Source organism: Pigmentiphaga litoralis, from assembly GCF_048632615.1.
GTDB lineage: Bacteria > Pseudomonadota > Gammaproteobacteria > Burkholderiales > Burkholderiaceae_B > Pigmentiphaga > Pigmentiphaga litoralis_B.
Genome location: NZ_CP184479.1, coordinates 1,368,348 through 1,384,773 on the forward strand (window position 1 = coordinate 1,368,348; position 16,426 = coordinate 1,384,773).

Annotated in this window: 15 protein-coding genes; 1 reads left to right on the forward strand and 14 read right to left on the reverse strand. The window is 66.2% G+C overall.

Annotated elements, in window-relative coordinates; genetic code table 11:
* The 3 genes from ACNANG_RS06055 to ACNANG_RS06065 are packed head-to-tail and all read right to left on the reverse strand — an operon-like array spanning window position 1 to window position 3,618.
* Window positions 1-1,623 (reverse strand): NAD+ synthase, encoded by a 1,623-nt coding sequence (locus tag ACNANG_RS06055; RefSeq protein ID WP_420226418.1) that lies wholly within the window; start codon window positions 1,621-1,623, stop codon window positions 1-3.
* Window positions 1,624-1,671: 48 nt separating this feature from the next.
* Window positions 1,672-2,817 (reverse strand): GNAT family N-acetyltransferase, encoded by a 1,146-nt coding sequence (locus ACNANG_RS06060; RefSeq protein WP_420226419.1) that lies wholly within the window; start codon window positions 2,815-2,817, stop codon window positions 1,672-1,674.
* Window positions 2,818-2,874: 57 nt separating this feature from the next.
* A complete protein-coding gene (locus tag ACNANG_RS06065; protein ID WP_420226420.1) occupies window positions 2,875-3,618 on the reverse strand; it encodes a LytR/AlgR family response regulator transcription factor in 744 nt (247 codons plus the stop codon).
* A gap of 97 nt (window positions 3,619-3,715) precedes the next feature.
* Between ACNANG_RS06065 and argH the strand changes: the two genes are divergently transcribed.
* The gene (argH, locus tag ACNANG_RS06070; protein WP_420226421.1) at window positions 3,716-5,137 is read left to right on the forward strand and encodes an argininosuccinate lyase; all 1,422 of its coding nucleotides are present in this window, start codon (window positions 3,716-3,718) and stop codon (window positions 5,135-5,137) included.
* Between the two features lie 197 nt (window positions 5,138-5,334).
* On the opposite strand, the gene ACNANG_RS06075 is transcribed toward argH, so the two are convergent.
* The 11 genes from ACNANG_RS06075 to ACNANG_RS06125 all read right to left on the reverse strand — a co-directional run bounded on the left by ACNANG_RS06075 (window position 5,335) and on the right by ACNANG_RS06125 (window position 16,371).
* Window positions 5,335-5,589, reverse strand: coding sequence for a DUF192 domain-containing protein (locus ACNANG_RS06075; protein WP_420226422.1), 255 nt, complete (start codon window positions 5,587-5,589; stop codon window positions 5,335-5,337).
* A gap of 269 nt (window positions 5,590-5,858) precedes the next feature.
* Window positions 5,859-6,797, reverse strand: a complete 939-nt coding sequence (locus ACNANG_RS06080; protein WP_420226423.1) for a type II secretion system F family protein — start codon at window positions 6,795-6,797, stop codon at window positions 5,859-5,861.
* A 255-nt stretch (window positions 6,798-7,052) separates the two neighbouring features.
* Window positions 7,053-7,901 carry a type II secretion system F family protein gene (locus tag ACNANG_RS06085; protein ID WP_420226424.1) on the reverse strand — a complete coding sequence of 283 codons (849 nt, stop codon included), beginning with the start codon at window positions 7,899-7,901 and terminating at the stop codon, window positions 7,053-7,055.
* Entirely contained in the window at window positions 7,898-9,670 is a 1,773-nt protein-coding gene (locus ACNANG_RS06090; RefSeq protein ID WP_420226425.1) for an ATPase, T2SS/T4P/T4SS family, read from the reverse strand. Before ACNANG_RS06090 ends, ACNANG_RS06085 begins: the two co-directional genes overlap by 4 nt.
* Window positions 9,670-11,043: a type II and III secretion system protein family protein gene (locus ACNANG_RS06095; protein ID WP_420226426.1), complete on the reverse strand. Its 1,374-nt coding sequence runs from the start codon at window positions 11,041-11,043 to the stop codon at window positions 9,670-9,672. Before ACNANG_RS06095 ends, ACNANG_RS06090 begins: the two co-directional genes overlap by 1 nt.
* Before the next feature lie 20 nt (window positions 11,044-11,063).
* Window positions 11,064-12,206: a Flp pilus assembly protein CpaB gene (cpaB, locus tag ACNANG_RS06100; protein WP_420226427.1), complete on the reverse strand. Its 1,143-nt coding sequence runs from the start codon at window positions 12,204-12,206 to the stop codon at window positions 11,064-11,066.
* Window positions 12,207-12,214: 8 nt separating this feature from the next.
* Entirely contained in the window at window positions 12,215-12,439 is a 225-nt protein-coding gene (locus ACNANG_RS06105; protein ID WP_420226428.1) for a hypothetical protein, read from the reverse strand.
* Between the two features lie 256 nt (window positions 12,440-12,695).
* Window positions 12,696-13,082, reverse strand: a complete 387-nt coding sequence (locus tag ACNANG_RS06110; protein ID WP_420226429.1) for a hypothetical protein — start codon at window positions 13,080-13,082, stop codon at window positions 12,696-12,698.
* A 437-nt stretch (window positions 13,083-13,519) separates the two neighbouring features.
* Complete coding sequence (locus ACNANG_RS06115) at window positions 13,520-14,308, reverse strand: hypothetical protein (protein WP_420226430.1); 789 nt, start codon at window positions 14,306-14,308, stop codon at window positions 13,520-13,522.
* 8 nt (window positions 14,309-14,316) lie between these two features.
* The gene (locus tag ACNANG_RS06120) at window positions 14,317-15,762 is read right to left on the reverse strand and encodes a hypothetical protein (protein WP_420226431.1); all 1,446 of its coding nucleotides are present in this window, start codon (window positions 15,760-15,762) and stop codon (window positions 14,317-14,319) included.
* Window positions 15,763-16,113: 351 nt separating this feature from the next.
* On the reverse strand, window positions 16,114-16,371 hold the full coding sequence (locus ACNANG_RS06125; RefSeq protein WP_420226432.1) for a Flp family type IVb pilin: 258 nt from the start codon (window positions 16,369-16,371) through the stop codon (window positions 16,114-16,116).
* Between the last annotated feature and the right edge of the window lie 55 nt (window positions 16,372-16,426).

Consider the following 16,426-nt stretch of genomic DNA (forward strand, 5'->3'; position numbering starts at 1 on the left):
TTACTCAAACACTTCGTTGAATCGGTTGGTAATCGGATAGCGCCAGTCGCGCCCGAAGGCCCGGTGCGTGACACGGATGCCGACCGGCGACTGGCGGCGCTTGTATTCGTTGATCCGGATAAGGCGCGTGACCCGCTGGACGTCGGCGGTGGCGTAGCCAGCCTGCACGATCTCGGCGCCCGACCGGTTCTCTTCCATGTACATCTGCATGATCGCGTCCAGCACGTCGTACGGCGGCAGGCTGTCCTGGTCAGTCTGGTCCGGGCGCAGTTCGGCCGACGGCGGGCGGGTGATGATGCGTTCGGGAATCACGTCCGACACCGTATTACGCCAGCGGCACAGCCGGTACACCAGCGTTTTCGCGATGTCCTTGATGACGGCGAAACCGCCCGCCATGTCACCGTACAACGTGCAGTAGCCCGTGGCGAGTTCAGACTTGTTGCCTGTCGTGAGCACGATGGATCCGAACTTGTTGGACAGCGCCATCAGCAGCGTGCCGCGCACCCGTGCCTGAATGTTTTCTTCCGTGGCGTCGACCGCCCGACCTTCGAATTCGCCGGCCAAGGTCTTTTCGAAGGCGTCGACCATGGGCGAAATGGGGTGCTCGTCGTAGCGCACGCCCAGGCGCTCGGCCATGTCGCGGGCGTCGGTCCAGGAAATGTCGGCCGTGTACCGCGAGGGCATCATGACCGCGCGGACCTTGTCGGCGCCCAGCGCGTCGACCGCCACGGCCAGCACCAGCGCCGAATCGATACCGCCCGACAGGCCGATCAGCGCACCCGGAAAGCCATTCTTGCCCAGGTAATCCCGCACGCCCAGCACCAGCGCGCCGTAGACCAGCGCTTCTTCGCTCAACGGCTCGGGATAAGGCTGGCGCACCGGCTCGGCGCCGTTGAACTCGACGATTTCCAGGACTTCTTCGAATGCCACCATCTGCGCCGCCACGGCGCCCTGGGTGTCGAGCACGAACGACGCGCCATCGAACACCAGTTCGTCCTGCCCGCCCACCAGATTGGCATAGACCAGCGACAAGCCGGTTTCGGAGACGTGTTCCCGCATCGTTTCGACGCGGGTCATGTGCTTGGTCAGATGAAAGGGCGACGCATTGGGCACCAGCAGCACTTCGGCGCCCAGGTCGGCGGCCGCTTCGGGCGCGCGCGAAAACCACGTGTCTTCGCAGATGTTGATGCCGAAACGGATGCCTTTGACGTCGAACGCGAAGGGCTGGACGCCGGGCGTGAAGTAGCGCCGCTCGTCGAACACCTTGTAGTTGGGCAGTTCGTGCTTGCGGTAGGCCCCCATGCAGTGGCCGTCGATCAGCACGCTGGCCGAGTTGTAGATCTTGCCGTCTTCCAGTTCGGGGTGGCCGACGATCACGTGCAGGCCGGTCAGGGTGGCCAGTTGCTGACGCAGCTGGCCAAGGAAGTCGTGCGAGCGCTTCAGGAAGTCCGGCCGCAGCAACAGGTCTTCGGGCGGGTAGCCGCACAAGGACAATTCGGGGGTGAGCAGAATGTCCGCGCCGCGGGCGTGCGCGCGCTCGGCCATCGCGACGATGCGCGCGACATTGCCGGCGAAATCGCCGACGGTGCAGTTGATTTGTGCAATCGCGACTTTAACTGTCATCGCCCTGAGATCCGACCGTGGTTGACGCCGCCGATTATCGCACGCGCCCTAGGCGGCCGATGCCTTGAACGGGGTGTGGGATTCGAGTTCGTCCAGATACCGTCCCATGCCCTGGGTCTCGCGCTCAAGGAAGTCGGCGATCGCCTCGGCAAACCGCTCGTCGGCGATCCAATGCGCGGACCACGTCGGTGTGGGCAACAGGCCGCGCGACATCTTGTGTTCGCCCTGCGCGCCGCCCTCAAAAGTCTGCACACCGTGCTGGATGCAGAATTCGATGGCCTGCAGATAACAGGTCTCGAAATGCAGGCCCGACACGAATTCGGTGCTGCCCCAATAGCGGCCATACAGGACGCCGTCGCCCAGGATGTTCAGCGCCGACGCCACCGGCATGCCATCGCGCTCGGCCAGGATCAGCAGCACGGCATCGGGCATCCGCGCCAGCAGGGTCTGGAAGAACTCGGGATTCAGGTAAGGCGACGACCAGTGGTTTTCGTAGGTGCTGGCATAGCAGCGGTAGAAAAAGTCCAGGTCGGCCTGGGAAATCGCGTTGCCGCGCACGTGGCGGAAGGTCACGCCGGCGTCCGCCACGCGCCGGCGATCCTGGCGGATCTTCTTGCGCTTGTCGTGATTCATCCCGGCCAGAAAGGTGTCGAAACTGTCGTAGCCGGCGTTATGCCAGTGGAACTGGACGCCCTCGCGCAACAGGTAGCCGGCGGCGCGCAAGGCAACCACGTCGTCGGCGTTGGGAAACAGCACGTGAAGCGACGAGATGCCGTATTTTTGAGCCAGGGTGACTGCGCCGTGCGCCAGGATTTCACGGCTGGCGGCGTCGCGAGCCATGAGGCGCGGGCCACGTACCGGTGTGAACGGCACGGCCGACAGCAGCTTGGGGTAATAGTCGATGCCGTGGCGCTCGAAGGCTTCGGCCCAGGCGTGGTCGAACACGTACTCGCCCCGTGAATGGCCCTTCAGATACAGCGGCATGGCGCCCGCCAGCCCGTCGCCGTCCCCATGGCCATCGCGCAGCAGCAGATACTGCGGCTGCCAGCCCGTCTTGCGCACCGCGCACCGGGTGGTGTGCAAGGCATGCAGGAAAGCGTGGCTGACGAAGGGATTGCCCTGCGTCAGGGCGTCCCATGCCTCGGGATCCACCCCTTCCAGGGTATCCACGACCTCGATCTTGATATCCGCCAAGGGTCCTCCGGGGGATGGTGTACCGGGCTTGAGTGACGTGCGGGGCGCCGGGCAACCCTATTGTAGATCCAGGGACAGCCCGGCGACGATGGGCCGGATCTCGCGCCAGCGGCGCCGCGACACCGGAATCCGTTCGGCCGTGCCGTGCAGCACGAGTTCCCAGTAGGCATCGGCGGCCGGATCGCGCTCGCCCGCGGCCACCCGCCGCGCGCCGGCGATGGCATGCCTTGCGACCAGGGCCGCGCGGTGCGCCTGGACAAACTGGTCCGGGTGGTCGTCAAGAAGACGGGTCAGCGGCTGCTCGGTCAGATACTCGGCATCCCGCGTACGAATCCGCACGTATTTGAGTTCGGCGCGCAAGTAAAGAATGTCGGGAATAGCGACGGCATCGCAGCCGCTCTGCGGAACGATGGGGAGAAAGCGGCATCGACTGGCGGCATATCGACCCGCGGCAGTACGCAAGGCCTCTTCCAGCTGGTCGGCGCGCACCGGCCTGCGCAGCGTGGCGGCCACGTCCAGCATCGCGGCGTCGTTCAGCGCATCCTCGCCCGGGCCGATCAAAATGATCTGGGGCGCCGAGGGCCGCTTGCGGAATTCTTCGGCAAAGGCCAGGCCGCTGCCATCGGGCAGCACCACGTCGAGCACCACGATCTGCGGCGCGGTCTGCGCCGCCGACGTATCCAGCACGTTGCGGGCGCTGCCGCCGTCGTCGGCTTCGGCTACGATCTGCACCGGAAAACGCCGATGCAGCGCGCGCAACTGCGTGCGCAGCCGCCGCCGGGCCGCCGGATCGCGATCCACGATCAGCAGCCTGGGTGCGCCCGTGCCCGTCCGCGCTGAAGACGATGCTCGCCATGTCGACTCAGGTAGTGTCATAACCCGCTTTATAATTTGCCCCATGTCCCAAACCACCGACCCCCGCCCCCAAGACCAGTTCGCCAAAAAGGCCGAAGCCTGGTCCGCCCGTTTCTCCGAACCCGTGTCGGACCTCGTCAAAAGGTACACCGCGTCGGTGGACTTCGACAAACGCCTTGCGCATGTCGACATCCAGGGCTCGCTGGCCCACGCCGAGATGCTGCACGCCGTCAAGCTGATCAGCCAGGAAGACCTGGACGCCATCCGCGGCGGCATGGCCTCCATCCTGACGGAAATCGACGCCGGCCGTTTTGAATGGCTGCTCGATCTGGAAGACGTCCACCTGAACATCGAACGCCGCCTGACCGAACTGGTCGGCGACGCGGGCAAGCGCCTGCATACCGGCCGGTCGCGTAACGACCAGGTCGCCACCGACATCCGTCTCTGGCTGCGCGAAGAGATCGACACCATCGTCGACCTGCTGCACCAATTGCGCTTCGCGCTGGCCACGATCGCGCTGGAACACGCCGACACCATCCTGCCGGGCTTCACGCACCTGCAGGTTGCGCAGCCCGTGACCTTCGGCCACCACTTGCTGGCCTACGCCGAAATGTTTGGCCGCGACGCCGAACGCCTGATCGACTGCCGTAAGCGCGTGAACCGCCTGCCGCTGGGCGCTGCCGCGCTTGCCGGAACGTCCTACCCGATCGATCGCGAACGCGTGGCCCGCACCCTGGGCTTCGACGGTGTGGCCCGCAACTCGCTCGACGCCGTGTCCGACCGCGATTTCGCGATCGAATTCTGCGCGGCCGGCGCGCTGATCATGACCCACGTCTCGCGCCTGTCCGAAGAACTGGTGCTGTGGATGAGCCCGCGCGTCGGCTTCATCGACCTGGCGGACCGCTTCTGCACCGGCAGTTCCATCATGCCGCAGAAGAAGAATCCCGATGTGCCCGAGCTCGCGCGCGGCAAGACCGGCCGGGTCAACGGCAATCTGGTCGCGCTGCTGACCCTGATGAAAGGCCAGCCGCTGGCCTACAACAAGGACAACCAGGAAGACAAGGAAGGCCTGTTCGACACGGCTGACACCGTGCGCGATACGCTGCGCATCTTCGTGGACATGGCCGCTGGCATCAAGGTCCAGAAAGACGCGATGCGCGCTGCCGCGCTGCAGGGCTTTTCGACCGCGACCGATCTGGCCGACTACCTGGTCAAGAAGGGCCTGCCCTTCCGGGATGCCCATGAAGCCGTCGCCCTGGCCGTGCGTGCGTGCGTGGACCGCAAGTGCGACCTGGCCGACCTGACGGTCGATGAACTGCGGGTGTTCCACCCGTCGATCGACGAGGACATCCACGCGGTGCTGACGCTGGAAGGCTCGGTTGCGTCGCGCTCGCACGTTGGCGGCACCGCGCCGGCCCGTGTGCGGGAAGAAGCGCAGCGCGTGCTGGACGAAACGCGCAAGTAATACCGGCGCGAGGTGGGCGTAGCGCGCTGGGTGGACGGTGGGATGTGGCCTCAAGCGCGTAGTTCTCGTGTGGTCGCACCTTGAGCGCGTCGTTTGGCGCGCTTGAGGTTCGTTGCGAGAGTGAGAGCTCTTGCGGCGACGATGGTTGCTGCTGCGGTGGCGATGGATGTCGCCGTGTGGATGGTTGCTGCATGAGGTTATATCCGGGCGCCCACATCCAGACCACAGCGTTGCGCGCATCCCGCCGCCGTTTCCACGACCTCGATTGCTCCGCGCCGCCAGACGATCCTCCCGGGCGGCACGCGTGGCACCACTGCCAGAACCACTCCCCCTCTTCCCACGAATACGACGTCGATCGCCTGGCGCATGCCGAAGGTGTGCACGGCTGCGCACGGGGTGATCCGCAGCGCTTCGTCGGCAGCCAGCGGCGGTTGCCCGAGAAGGCCGACCAAGCGCGTGCGAAAGGTGCGGGCGTGCCGCCATCGCGTGTTCTGCGCAGGCTGCGCCGTCGCATGTGGCGTCGGTGCGCAAGCATGCGCGTCTGACGGGAAAGCCGCTGGCGGGTGACGCCTGGGCGAGTCGCTCGCAGGCTGTTCTTCGGCCTGTGGGCCTTTCGACGATGTGGCTTCCGATGATGTGCGTTCCGACGATGTGCCTTCCGACGATGTGGCTTCCGACGAGGTGGCTTCCGACGAAGCGCCTTCCGCAGGATTGCCCTTCCTCATTGCGACAGCTCCAGCAACCTGATGCCAATTGGAAACGCGATGACCACGAAGGTGCACGGAAAAATGAATGCGATCAGCGGGAACAGCATCTTGACCGGCGCTTCCATCGCGAGTCGTTCGGCGCGCAGGAAGCGGTCGCTGCGTTGCTGATCCGCTTGCGCGCGCAGGATCTGCGCCAGGTTCATGCCGAGCGTGTCGGCCTGGATCAGGGTCCCGACCAGCGCGGTGACGGCTGACGTGTTGACGCGCGTCGCCAGATCCCGCAGGGCCTGGGCGCGCGGCACGCCCGTCCGGATATCGCCCAGCACCCGCTGCAACTCGTCTCGCAGCGGACCCGGCGGACCTTTGCGCACGGCCTGCTGCAAGGCGCCGGACAGGTTGAGTCCGGCTTCTACGCACAGAGTCGTCATGTCCAGCATGAAGGGCAAGGCGCGCAGCAGCGCGCGCTGCCTCAGGGCAATGCACTCCCGCAACCACAGCCGTGGCCAGATCCATCCCAGACCGCTGCCTGCCGCAATCACCAACGCGCCCGTCACGCCGGGCGTACCCGCCGTCAGGATGTGCAGCAGCGTGATCACTCCAGCGACGGCCATCGCAATGAGCCACTGCGCGGCCAGGATGTGTTTCGCGGCTAACGCCTGATCCAGGCCGGCGGCAATGAGCCGCTTGTCGAGCGTCCGGCGATACCGCCACGACAACGTGGGCGCGCTGTAGTGCGCGGCCGCGGCGATCAACCACCACATCGCGCGGAACGCCGGCGGCGGCTGGTCGCGGCCCTGCGCGCCTGCGGGCGGGGTGTCGGCAACGAATCGGTAGGCGAGCCAGACGAGCAGCGCAACGCTGACGCCCGCGGCCAATGCAGCGGCCAATGCTGCGGCATTGAACACGTCGGGGCCGACGAAAGCCGCGAGGGTGGGAGGTGTCTCGGTGTTCATGGGTCGGTCCTGGTGGCTTGATGTTGGTGTCTTGATGTTGGTGTCTCGGTGCTGATGTCTTGATTGTTGGTATCGTTGTCGGTGTCGGTGTCGGTGGCGGTGTCTCGGTCTTGCTGTCTCGGTGCTGGTGTCTCGGCGACCGTGCGTCGGCGTTCGTATCTCTGCCTTCGCGCATTGCTGTTCACGCATCGATGATGTGCCAGCATGTTCCCTCCACGGAACCCTCCAGCGGCTTTCATATCCGGGAGCCTGGGCTTACACGTCGATGGCCACGATGCGGCGGATCAACCAGAGGCCGGCCAGCTCCAGCATCACGATGACCGCCAGGACCGCGCCGCCCGTTGCAGTGGTCCACAGTTGCCGCATGGCGTCAGGCTCGAGCTGATACAGCACGGCAATCAACAGCGGCGGCAGCCCGCCGACCACCCGTGCCTGTAGCCGGCCTTGCGCGGTCATGACCTTGATGCGCCCTTCGATCTGCAGGCGCGCGCGCAAGGTGCCAGCGATCCGAGCCAAGGTCTCGGCCAGGTTGCCCCCTGTATCGGCCGCGATACGCATGGCCGCGACGACCAGGTGGGTGGCTTCCGTCGGCACACGGGCGTCCAGATGCGCCAGGGCGTCATCGAGCGACACGCCAAAGCGCTGTTCCCGCAGCATCAGGCCGAACTCTTGCGCAAGCGGCGACCGGCCCTCGGCGACCACCTGCGTCAGTCCCGACTGCAGACTCGCGCCGGCCCCCAAGGCCCCCGCCAACGCCAGCAGCGCGTCAGGCAGTTGGCCGTCAAAGCGCTGCAAGCGGCGGCGTTTGAGCCAGCGCACCGCGCGGCTCGGCACCCACAGCCAGGCAACACCTGCCACCAGCCCCGCTGTCACGCTCTGGACGAGCAGGCCGCTGACCGCCGCCGCCGCGCAGGCCAGCAGCAAGTTGACGCCCCACAAGCGCTCGGTGTCGAAAAAGAGGAAGAGGTCGCTCATGTCGACGCGGGCGGTTTCGGTGAACATCGCGCGATATCGTTTGAGCGCGTCTGCAACGGCGAGCTGGACACCCCACGCAGCGATCGCGGTACACACCATCACCAGCAGCGCAATCAACGCGACATTCATGCGGAGGCTTCGCGTGACGCAACGGCTTTCGAAGGCGACGCGTTCACCGACACGTGTGACGACACTGCGCCGGACGAGCGCTCTGGCTCCTGCCCCGCCGCTTGCCCGTCCCTGCCCTCTCCGACCGGTGTCCGGCCGCAGAACAGCGAGGAATCCAGCGTGATGCCGGCACTGCGCCACGCGTCGTAGAACATGGGCATCAGTTCGCAGCCGACGAATTCGCCTGTCTCGGTGCCATCGCTGCGCACGGCTTTGCGCTCGAAACGGAACAGTTCCTGCAACTGGATCTTGCCGCTTTCCATGCCACTGACCTCGACAATAGCGGTGATCCGCCGCCGGCCCGCTGGACTGCGGCTCTGCTGCACGATGATGTCGACGGCGGACGCGATCTGCTCGCGTATTGCGCCTAGCGGCAGATCCATGCCCGCCATCAGCACCAGGGTTTCCAACCGCGACAAGGCGTCGCGCGGAGTATTCGCATGCAGTGTCGTCAACGATCCCTCATGTCCGGTGTTCATGGCTTGCAGCATGTCCAGCGCTTCCGAACCTCGGCACTCGCCAATCACGATGCGGTCGGGCCGCATGCGCAGGGCATTGCGCACCAGGTCCCGGATGGCCACGGCGCCCCGGCCTTCCAGGTTGGCGGGTCGGGCCTCGAGCGACACCAGATGTTCGTGATCGAGACGCAGTTCGGCAGCATCCTCGATGGTGATCACGCGTTCACCGGCCGGAATGAAGTTCGACAGGATGTTCAATAGCGTGGTCTTGCCAGACCCGGTTCCACCAGACACCACGACATTCTTGCGGTAGGTCACGCACGACTGCAGGAACGCCGCCATCGAACGGTCCAACGATTCACCAGCCACCAGATCCTGCAGGGTCAGCCGACGCTCTGGAAACTTGCGGATCGTCAACGACGGTCCTTTGAGCGCCAGCGGCGGAATGATGGCGTTGACGCGTGACCCGTCGCGCAGCCGCGCATCGACCATGGGCGAGCTTTCGTCGATGCGCCGCCCGATCGGCGCGACGATACGCTCGATCACGCCCAGCACTGACTGGTCGCTGCTGAAACCGCTGGCGTGGCGGCGCAACTGGCCGCTTTGCTCCACCCAGATTTCGTCATGACGATTGACCATGATTTCCGAGACGGTTGCATCGGCCAGGAGGCTTTCGAGCGGGCCCAGGCCCAGCGCTTCGTCCACGACCTGTCGGCGCAACTGATCGCGGTCGAGCGTGCGGGGGATATCGGACTCTGCGATGAGCGTGCTCAATACGTTGTCGGCTTCAGTACGAAGCATGGCGTCGCTCATGCCGGCCATGTCGCGGCGGCGCAGATCCAATGCCTCGAGCAACCCGCTGTGCAGGCGACGGCGCCATTCGCTCTCCGACGGATGGGGACGCACCGCCGGTTCAGCACGGGCAGGCGCCGCCGGCGCATAGGCATTCCGGGGCGGCTCGGCCGCGATAGCGCCCGCAATCGGCACGACACCCAAGACCTTCAGCATTGCCGCTCCAATGAACACTTCATCGGTATCGACCAAGGGTCCGAACTGGACGATACGCTTGCCATTGACCGTGGTGCCGCCGAACGAGCCAAGGTCTTCAACGAAGACGCCATCAGGATGATGCACCAACCGGGCATGAACCCGTGCAACCCGCCAATTGCGCAGCCGCACGGCGCATGCATCGCTGCGCCCCACCAGCGCGGGCGCGGCCACCTCAAGGCGGCGCGGCTGGTTGTCTTCGTCCAGGATCTCGATCTGCAACATTATTGGGGCTCCGTAAAAAAGACGTCCGGATGGACAGGAATGAGCAAGCGCCGCGCGGGCATGGCCGCGTCGACCAGAGCATCCGCGCGGCGGACACGCTCGCGCAGGTCTGGGTTGGCTGCCGTGACCACACGGGGCGTGACGAAGATGACCAGCTCGGTGTCGGCGCGCTGCGTGCGCGTGGACCGGAACAAGGCGCCGAGCAGCGGCAGGCGCGAGAGTCCCGGCACGCTGCTGACCTCTTCGGCCTGTTCCAATGACAGGAAGCCACTGAGGACGAGCGTTTCATTGGGGCGCACATTGAATTCGGTAGACGTGCGGCGCACCTTGAGCGCCGGACCGCCCGTGCCCGTGACGGACGGGTCGACCGTGCTGACCTCGACGTCGATGACGGACCGCACGGTGCCGGTACGATCCACGCGTGGCGTGATCTGCAGTGTCACGCCATACGGTTTGAAAGCCGTGTTGGTGGCGCCATTACGGTCGGTGGTCGAGTATGGGACTTCGCCACCCGCCAGAAACCGCGCGGTGGATCCGCTGCGTGCAGACAGCTGCGGCTCGGCCAGAATCAGGGCATCGCCTTTCCTGGCCATGGCATTGAGCCGCGACGACAACAGCGCGTTGGCGCCCAGATACCCTGCGGGCGCGCTGGTCGGGAACGGCAGCGCGATCGCATTGCCTCCCGGCCGGATCGATTCACCCGCCGAGGCCGCATCGGCCGCCGCGCGAAAGCGGCTGCCCACGGCGGCATCCCATGCCACCCCGGCGGTCAGTCCGCCCGTGGTTGCGGCGTCCCAGCGCACGCCGAGTTCTTCCATGGTGGACCGTGGCAACTCGACCACTTTCACGTCCATCATGATCATGCGTTCCCAGCCCACCTGCTCGGTAAAGTCGACGATCTGCGGATAGCGTTTGGCCAACACGGCGATCTTGGCCTGGTCCGCATCGGACAGGTCGTCCCCTTCGATGATGACCTTGTCGCCCACCACCATGCTGCGAGCATTCGGAATCCGCGCGAGAAACGCGGCAAGTTCCTGCTGCACCCGCCGTGCCTGTGTGGCGACGACCGAGATGCGCAGCCGCCGGGCAACGCCGTCGGCATTCCACACGACAAGCGACGATTCACCGGGCGCGTTGCCGAACAGGATCACTTCCTTGTCGTCGCCGGTCGCGGCATGGATGACGCGGCCATTGCCGACGGCGATGCGGGCCACGCCAGGTGTCGGCAGGACCAAGGTTTCGCCGACGAAGAGTTCCATGTCTTCGGAATCGACCTGCAAGGCCTGCGCAGGCGGCATGGGCGTTGATGCCAGCGTGTCTGCGGTCGGAATGGCTGGAAGCAGCGCCAGCATGGCGGCTTGCAGCAGACGCATGCATGGTGCAAGAAGCGTGATCACGGCGTCACCCCGCGGCTGCCGGAAGGGCGCAGCACCTGGCTGATCGTCTGCTGATCACGCGGGGCCACCTCGGGCGCCACGCCAGGCATCGATGTGTCCGGCGCCGGTGCACGCAAGACAGCTTCGGGTCCCAAGCCGGGCATGCTGTTGAGCGGGCCGGTTGCCGGTGCAGCCTCGCTGCCACTTGCGGCAGCCCACGGCATGACAGGTAAAAACGCCGCACCCGTTGGCGGCCCGATAGGCGCGTCCGCGCCTGGACCGCCTTCTATCGCGCCAGGCATCGCGTCCGCCCAGGCTTCGCCCAACCTGGGGATGGTGCGCGGCGTGCGGTCCCCGTAGATGATCGGCACTTGGCCGCGTTTCGGTGGGGCACGGTCGGGCGAGGGCTCTTGCAACCCGAGCAACTTTCCGAGGTCCCCCAGGTAGGCAGACGACGCTGGCTTGTTTTCCGTGGCACCGCGCAACATGGCCGTGACCGTACCGTTCTGGCGCGCCGCAATGAGTTTGACGGCCTCTTCGGGAGACGCATCCAGCGTAACCGTCGAGAAAGACCGCCCGGTGTCGTAGGCCGGCGCCGGGGCGGCGCCGGCGGCATCGGCTTCGACCTGCCGCCCCGTCGCCAGCACTTTCATGCCTTGCAGCAAGGGCACCGTGACCGGCTTGCCGCGATGGTCGAACGACACATACAGATCGATCAGATCACCGGGCTGCAACAAGCCGGATACGGACGACATGTCATCGACGGGCAAGGTGACCGCACGACGTCCGGCGACCAGCTTGTCCGCCAGGCTGCGTGCCCGCGCGGCCTCAAGATGCGCCCGCAAAATCGGCTCGCCCCGCCGGACCGGGTGGGACAAGGATGCCGACAGGACAGCCTCCGCATGCTCGGGCGTGAGGGCGCTGTCCGACGTCCACTCGCCCGGCATGTCTCGCACCGCAATACTTGCATGCGTCAGACGCATCCCGGCGGGCAGATCTTCCGCGGCGACCAGCACCGCGACCTGTGGCTTGCGCGCCCCGGCTTCGACCTGATCGATCCGCGCCTGCACATACCGCTGGCTCAGCCACGCCGCGATCGCTCCTGCCGTCAACGCGACGGCGAGCATGCCCCACTTCTTCTCGATACGAAAACGCGCCATGCCAGGGCTCACAAAGGTAAGGACAAGGTGGTGGTGAACCGGTGATGGAAGCCTCGTAGGGCGTCCAGCAGCAAGGCAAGCAGACCGCCCTGCTCGCCAAACAGGCCCGCGCCCCAGATGCCGCCCAGCAGCACACTGACGATCACCAGATATTCGACGGCGGACTGGCCGTGGCTGCGTGATGCATGAAGGCCGGGCCGGTCGCCAGGCCGTAATGTCAAAGGTCTTTGCATGGTGGCTCCAGTGCGGTCAAAGCTTGAGGCGGCGCGAAGACTGCCCCGGCCAGGGACGCACGCGGCAAAGGCGCAATGAGATGCAGCACTGCCCCGCTCCCACCCTCCCTGGGAACAACGATCAATTCCAGACGCATGCCCGCGCGTTGCCAATGCCGCAGGGGCGAGGAAGTCGAACCGGGCTGACGCACCCAGCCCTCGCGGTCCAACGCGATGTCGAAGTCGCCCAGGGTCGATGCGGCGGTTGCGGTGGAGGTCAGCACCTGATGGATATGGCAACGGTCACCGTGCACGGCGCGTGTGTCCAGCACGCGCATGCCGCCGCGCGGCATCCATGCTGGCAATGCGGGCGACGCAGGCGCAACGGGGTGACGCCGTCCGCGTCCAGAAGCATCAGGCTGCCCACCATCGTGCCTTGCGTGCGATAGGCGCCGGCCCCGTTTGCATCCTGAAGATGCACCGACCACCACATGCGGTTGTGCATGCCGGACATCAGCAGGCCGTCAGGCACGGTCATGACTGTGGGCGTTGCGCGCGCCTGTGCGGACAGTCTTGCCGCGACGACGGGCAACGCACTGGCAGACCGGAAAGTGCGTGTGACCAGCAGGCGGCCATCGCGCCAGAAGCGGGTGGGTGCGGACACGTCGTCCCCGACCGGGAAGGAGAATGGCAAGGTGCCTGTAACGCGCGCCGCCGAAATGGACCCAGAAGCCTCTGCAACGATACGAATCGACGGTGCTGCAGATGGGGTACTGAACGGCGCTGCGAAGGCGATGTTGAACGGCGCTGCAGAGGCCATGTTGGACGGCGCCTCGGAGGCGATGTCGGACGGCGTTGCGGAGGCGAGGTCGGACCGCGCCGCGGAGGCGAGGTCGGACCGCGCCGCGGAGGCGATGGCGGACGGCGCTCCAGCGGTGCGCTCGTCGTTGGCCCTTGCAGCGCCCGCAATAACGCCGCAGCAGCATGCTCCGACAACAACACATGCCCACGTGCGAGAGCGACCGTGAGTTCTCGAAGTCGGCGAACGCGTCCACGATCCTCGACCCATCACGCGGACGCCCTGCCTGGCCAAACCGGCTGTCATCGGACCCATAATGCGCCCTCCTGCTTTCCAAGCCGATCCGCGGGCACCAGCGTCTCCCACGGCGTCAACCAATCGAAGCGCGGCAGCGGCCGCCCCCACGCACGATCGATGCCAGCCAGTTGTTGCGTGACGTCACGGCCCACCCGCGTCGACTGCCCCGCCGATGCCGCCCAGGTCATTGGCGCGCCTTGAAGGCGTTCGGTCACCTTTTGGTCGCTTGCGGCGTGTCCGCCATCGGTCAGGATGGCGGTGTGCCGGTTCAGGCGCACGGACATTGATTCCCATGCAGTCAACCCCAACGCGTCCCCATCCTTCCCGCGCGACCGGCGCAACACAGGCAGCACACCCACCGTCGCCACGGCAATGCCATGGTCACGCCGCAGCACCTCCTGCCTTAGCGTCGCAGCCTGCATGTCCTGCTGCCCGACCTGCATGCCGTCATGAGCAGAACGCTCGTCTACTTTGACTCGGATCGATGACGCATCGCCCAGCATGGCGTCGCCCTGCCGGGTCTGCCAACGATGTCGTGGGCCCATGAAGAAGCGGTCGCGCACATCCCGCGTCAGGTCATTGCCAGCCGGGGCCGCATCGCGCGTCAACTGCATTGCCGCGTAGCGACCCGCCATCGATGCACGCAGCGCCAGGTCCTGCACCCTGTCGGTCGCTGCAGCGACATGCCACAGGACGCCCAGGACCACTACGCCGACGACGGCTTCGGCCATCGCTTGTCCGGCCTGGGGCGCCACGGCGCGGGCGTCGACCCGGTGCTTCGACTCATTACTCATGCAGGCCATTACCGTCCCCCTTGCAGACCGCGCGCACGCGCACGTTCGTCGTCACGGATGGGCGTGAGCCGCGCATGCCAATAGGGCTGGAAAAGACTTGCCATTTCATGACGGCCGTCTGCCCGTGGTGCAGGCCGCTCATAGAACGTTTCGGCCGCGGCAATGGCTGCCACGACGCCGCCTGCCGCAGGAGACGCCATGCGCATGGCGCCCGCTCCGGACAGCGTCGAACCGCCCTCACCTGCACCAGCGCTTCGTGCTGACGGTACGGTCGACGTCCCTGTTGAAGCAACCGGCCGATACACCCGCACCGCGAACCGCAGGGTCGGCGCATCGCCCGACTGTCCCGCGCCAGCGATCTCAGGGAAGGAAGGCAGCCCCCGCCCCGGCCAGGACGCTTGGCCCGATACCGCCAACGAACTGGCGTACGGATTCGTCATCACGTTCAGCAGGTCCCAGGTGCGAATGCGCTGTACCCATCGCCAGAAGGCTTCCTCGCTGAAGGTTTCGGGCGGCTGGTCCACGTACTCGATGTCATCATCCGCAGGCGACCCGCCGGCCTTGACCATGCCGTAGCCCATGGGGTACTCGCGGTAGTAGCAGCCGATCCATTTGTTCGAGCGCAATGCGTGGTAGGAATGCGTGTCGATGGCGCGCCATGTTTCCAGGCCACGCAATACGGTCGACCCGCGCCGCCGGAGTTCATGGCGGGCCAAGGGGCATCGTTTGTCAAAACCGAGCAGACTGCGATCGACGTCATTGCGCGGCGCAAGGAACCCATAGGGTTCGACGCTGGCCTCGACCAGCGCCTTGAGACGCTCGCGCGCCTGCCCGCCATAGCGCAGCACATAGCCCGGCAAGGTGTCGGACAACAAGGCAGGGTCCAGCACCGCGGGCGTTCCGTGATCATTCGCCGCCACGACGGCGCGCATGGCCTCCTGCCGTGTCTGCGCAAGCGACTGTTGCACGGCCACCTGCGCGCGCACCAGCACGTCGTGCACCACCCGGTCGTGTTCCGCATATGCCAGTGCAAGACCACCGCTGCCCCATCGCGCCTGCGCACCGATGCGCCCGCCCAGCCCTCGAGCACTCAGGTAGGCAGCGGCCTGCCGTGGACCGAAGAACCCGGCGATCAGACTGGCAGGCGGATTGCTGCGAGTCACACGCCGGCCCTGCGCATCGCCGAACTGCGCCCACGCGGCAAGCGTGACGAGATGCGCCATGGCCACCTGGTGCGCAACCAGCGCCCGGTTCGTGTAGCCAAGGAAGTTGAGCGCCCTGGCCTGCACCAGCGCGCCGCTGTAGGCCGCGGCGTCGACCGCATGCGTGAGCCGTGTCTTGTCCTGAATAGCCTGACCGCTGTTGAACAACTGGATCAGGCCCGCCGCGCCAGCCGCCAGCAGAAACAAGGCGAGCACGAGTGCCTGGCCATGCATCGCAGGAAGGGCCTGCATCGCAGGGAGGCCTTGCACCCCAGGAAGGCCTTGCATCCTAGGAAGGCCTTGCATCGCAGGAAGGGCTCGCACTGGCACTTGCGCTCTCAGGCACGCTGGCACTGGCACTGGCGCCGACACTGGCAATGGCGCTGGCACCGGCACCGACACTGGCGCCGACACTGGCACTGGCGCTGACGTCATGGGCGGCAGCACCAGCGTGGGCGCCCGCATTGGCTCCGTCGACAGCATCAAGCGTTGCTGGCAATCGCAGCCGGGCCATGGTCGCCGGTGCGACGGCAGGTGCCGGTTGAACCGGGGCGGCCGGACCCACAACGCGTTTCGGGCAAACGACGCGGTCACGATCGTGGCCTACTTCGAGCTGGAACCGGCCAGCGAAGCATTGCCGGTAAATGACTTGAGCGACCGTGCAGCCGCCTGAGCCTTCGCCGTTGCCGCCGCGGTCTGCGCTGCCTTCGATTCGGTCGAGCCGTCCTCGCCCGCAATCTCGCGCACCATGGCCGCGGTCTGCGAACGCACGACCTGCCCAAACAGTTGATACACGGCGATCGCCGCGACGGAAATGAGCGCGACGATAATGATGTACTCCGTCATGCCCTGGCCGCGCATGGCCCGCGGTTGTGCCGCAATGTATCTGGTCGACATGGTGCTTCCTCCGGTTCGG